This window comes from Phenylobacterium sp., from assembly GCF_035539035.1.
Taxonomy (GTDB): Bacteria; Pseudomonadota; Alphaproteobacteria; order Caulobacterales; family Caulobacteraceae; genus Phenylobacterium.
The window spans coordinates 1-3,218 of the sequence record NZ_DATLJI010000005.1 but is presented as its reverse complement, the minus strand read 5'-3'; the positions used below and the strand labels follow the sequence as shown (position 1 = coordinate 3,218).

4 protein-coding genes are annotated in these 3,218 nt (G+C 70.3%); 2 read left to right on the top strand and 2 right to left on the bottom strand.

Annotated features, from left to right (window positions below; translation table 11 throughout):
* On the bottom strand, positions 1 to 140 hold a 140-nt coding region (locus VM685_RS01060), incomplete at its 3' end, for an NAD-dependent epimerase/dehydratase family protein (RefSeq protein WP_325458255.1).
* A gap of 328 nt (positions 141 to 468) precedes the next feature.
* Here VM685_RS01060 and VM685_RS01055 point away from each other — a divergent pair.
* Positions 469 to 1,806, top strand: coding sequence for an oligosaccharide flippase family protein (locus VM685_RS01055; RefSeq protein ID WP_325458254.1), 1,338 nt, complete (start codon positions 469 to 471; stop codon positions 1,804 to 1,806).
* A complete protein-coding gene (locus VM685_RS01050; protein ID WP_325458253.1) occupies positions 1,803 to 2,831 on the top strand; it encodes a capsular polysaccharide synthesis protein in 1,029 nt (342 codons plus the stop codon). The genes VM685_RS01055 and VM685_RS01050 overlap by 4 nt, the downstream gene beginning before the upstream one ends.
* 129 nt (positions 2,832 to 2,960) lie before the next feature.
* On the opposite strand, the gene VM685_RS01045 is transcribed toward VM685_RS01050, so the two are convergent.
* The coding region (locus VM685_RS01045; protein ID WP_325458252.1) for a malectin domain-containing carbohydrate-binding protein at positions 2,961 to 3,218 on the bottom strand (258 nt) is incomplete at its 5' end.

The window sequence follows — 3,218 nt, the reverse complement described above, 5'->3', positions numbered from 1 at the left end:
TCCAGCAGGTGCGCCACGTTGCGCCGCGCGCCGGTGTAGAAGTTGTCGACGCACAGGACCTCGTGGCCCTGGTCGAGCAGGCGCTCGCACAGGTGCGAGCCGATGAAGCCGGCGCCGCCGGTGACCAGGATGCGCTTCATGTCTGCCGCCCTTCGAGTCATGCCACGGCCGGACGCACTGACGCCCTCGGAGGAGCACCGCGCACACCTGCCTCAGGCCCCAACCTAGACCGCCGCTCCGCCTGCGGACCGCGCATTTGATGACCTGTGCGACCGACCGGCGGCGCGAACGCTCGAGATCGCGGGGGGCTTCGACAACAGGTCTGCGACTGGGCAAATGATATCGCCGCCCGCAACGGCCTGCCCCAAGACCAGCGCGCATGGACAAGGGAGTTCCATCGTCAGGGCGGCGACGCGCCGGCCCGCCGAGCCCCACACGCCGCCACTTGTACGTGGGCGGGAGGACGAGATGACCCGCGGCGCGCCGGCGATGACCACCCTGCTCCGTTTCCTGCAGAAACTGATCTCCGCGGATCGCCTCGGCTATGCTGCGCTGCAGTCCATCCTGCTGCAGGCCGCCGGCGTGCTCCTCAACTTCGTCACGGGGGTGATCACGGCCCGGGCGCTGGGCGCTGAAGGCCGCGGCGTCTACGCGGCCGCCACGGCCTGGGCGACGCTGCTGAGCTCGGCCGCCGTGGTCGGGCTTTCGGACGCCGTCCTCCTCCACGTCCGCAACAGGCCCGACCACTCGCGCGCCTACTTCCTCTGCGCGGCCCTCGCGGCCCTGGTCCTGGCGACGGGGATGTCCGCAGCGGCCTTCGTCTTCATGCCCGTCCTGCTCGGCCGCCACGGCGCGGCCGCGCTCGACCTCGCCCGAGCCACCCTGATCCTGGCGCACTTCACCGCCGTGGCGATGATCATGCGGCAGGTGTTCGCAGGCCAGGGGCGATACCTGATCGCCAACCTCGCGGCGTTCATGCCCTTCGCCCTGCACGCAGTCCTCCTGACCGCCTGCCTGCTGCTGGGCCGGCTCGACGTGAGCACCGCCATCATCAGCGTCGTCGCCGGGACCATCCTGGCCCTGCTGGCGCTCGTCCCGGCCCTCCTGCAGGAGCTCAGGGGCCCGCTGTCGGAGATGCGGCAGGCGTGGGCCAGCCTTCTTTCCTTCGCGCGGCGCGCCGCCCTGGCGGACCTGTTCGCGCTGGGCACGGCCTGGGCTGACCGGTTGATCCTGATCCCCCTGCTTCCTGCGGCCCAGCTCGGAATCTACGTCGTCGCGGCCAATCTCTCGCGCATACTGATCATCTTCACGCCGGCGACGGGCATCCTGCTTTCGGCGATGAGCGGCCAGGGTCGCGAACGTTCGGCCCACCTGCACCAGCTCGCCCTGCGGCTCACGATCGCGTCCTACATCCCCCTGGTGGCCGCCACATTCCTGGTCGACCGTCTGGTCATGACGGTCTTCTACGGCCCGGAGTTCCTCGCCGCCGTCACCGCCTTCCGGATCCTGGTGGTCGAGGCCGTGCTCAACCGTATCGCCACGGTCACCTCCCAGCTCTACCTGTCCCTGGGCCGACCGACCCTGAACTCCGCCATCCGGGGCGTGGAACTGGCGCTGGTGCTGTGCCTGATGATCATCCTGGCGCCCCGCTACGGCTCCACGGGCGCAGCCTTCGGGCTGCTGGCCGGGACCGTCCTGCGGTTGACCCTGCTGTGGGGCGGGCTGATCACCCACCTGCATCTCCCGTTCCCCCGCCTCTGGCTGGGGCGGAGCGACCTCGCCGGCATGATGGCGGCCCTCAAGTGAACGCCACCGACGCGCCAGGCCGCGCCCGCCGCGCCGGAACGGTCGCCGCCGCCCCTCCTCCGCGGCCAGGCGCGTCTGCGCCAGGAGGCGGCGGCGAGCTGAACAGGACCATCTGGCTGCTGTGGCTGCAGGGCTGGGACACGGCCCCCTGGCTCGTGCGGCAGGTCGCCAGATCCTGGGAGATCAACAACCCGGACTGGACCATCCGCTATCTCAGCTGGAGCAATCTCGAGGCGTACGTGGACGACGCCGAGTACATCTTCGAACCGGGCAAGACCATCTCGCCCCAGGCGGTGTCGGATATCGTTCGGCTGAGCCTGCTCGCCCGCCACGGGGGCGTATGGGCGGACGCAACCCTCCTGTGCATGCAGCCGCTCACGCCCTGGATCGCGGACGCGGTGCGCCCCGCAGGGCTGTGGATGTACCACGGCCACGGCGGCGGCATGGACGGCAGGTTCGGACCGTGCAGCTGGTTCATCGCCTCGGAGGCGGGCGCCCTCGTCATCCGCCGGTGGAAACAGGCGTGCGACGAGTACTGGCGGGCGCGGGGCGAGACCTCCGACTATTTCTGGCTGGATGGGCTGTTCAGGGCCCTCTTCCGCAATGACCCGGAATTCCGCGAGACGTGGCGGCGCGCGCCCCACCTCTACGTCGAGAAGCGCACCCAGGCCCACGGCTTGGCGCCCGGCGGCCGCATGCTGTCGAGCAGCGCCGCCGTGAAGCGTATGCTGGCGACCCGGCCCCCCTATGTGCTCAAGCTCTGGTGGAAGCCCTGGCAGACGGCGTTTCCCGACCCGACGAGTCCGGAGTGCCGAGCCTCCAACGGCTACTACGCCCTGCAGATGTCCGGGCGGCGGTTCACCGCCATGCACCGGATGCATGCCGGCTCGTCCCTGGGATTCGAGACAGAGATGGCCTGGCGCAACGTCCTCTACTTCTCGAACCGTGGGCTGCGCGGCGGGGCCCGGCGGGTGATGAACGCCGTGGGCCGGACCTTCTGCCGGACGCCGTCCCAGAGCACATGAGGCCGCGCCTCAACGGCGTGCGCGCCGCGGGACGCCAAGCGCTGGACGGCGTGCGTCCGCTTCCTTGCCGACGAGGCGGCAAGCGGGGGACGCCGCCCCCCGCTCCCGCGCGCGGGAGCGGTGTCGCGCCTAGCCGAGCCAATCCCCGCTTGTGAGCGACGCGCCGACGGTAGCCGGCGCTATGAGAATCCCGTCGATCTTGGCGTTGTCGACGGACGACACGAACTGCAGGTTCAGCACCCCGTCGGTGACTGTGACGGGGACCACGAAGTCCTTGGCGATGAACTTGCCGCCGGCCGAGGCGAAGATGTCCAGGTTGTCGAGCACCAGGGCGCCCTCGGCGCTCACGTCGAACACCCGCTGCCCGGCGGCGTTGTAGTAGAGCTC

Coding starts and splice junctions, on each gene's coding strand:
- VM685_RS01055 (WP_325458254.1), top strand. CDS start 469: ATGACCCGCGGCGCGCCGGCGATGACCACCCTGCTCCGTTTCCTGCAG.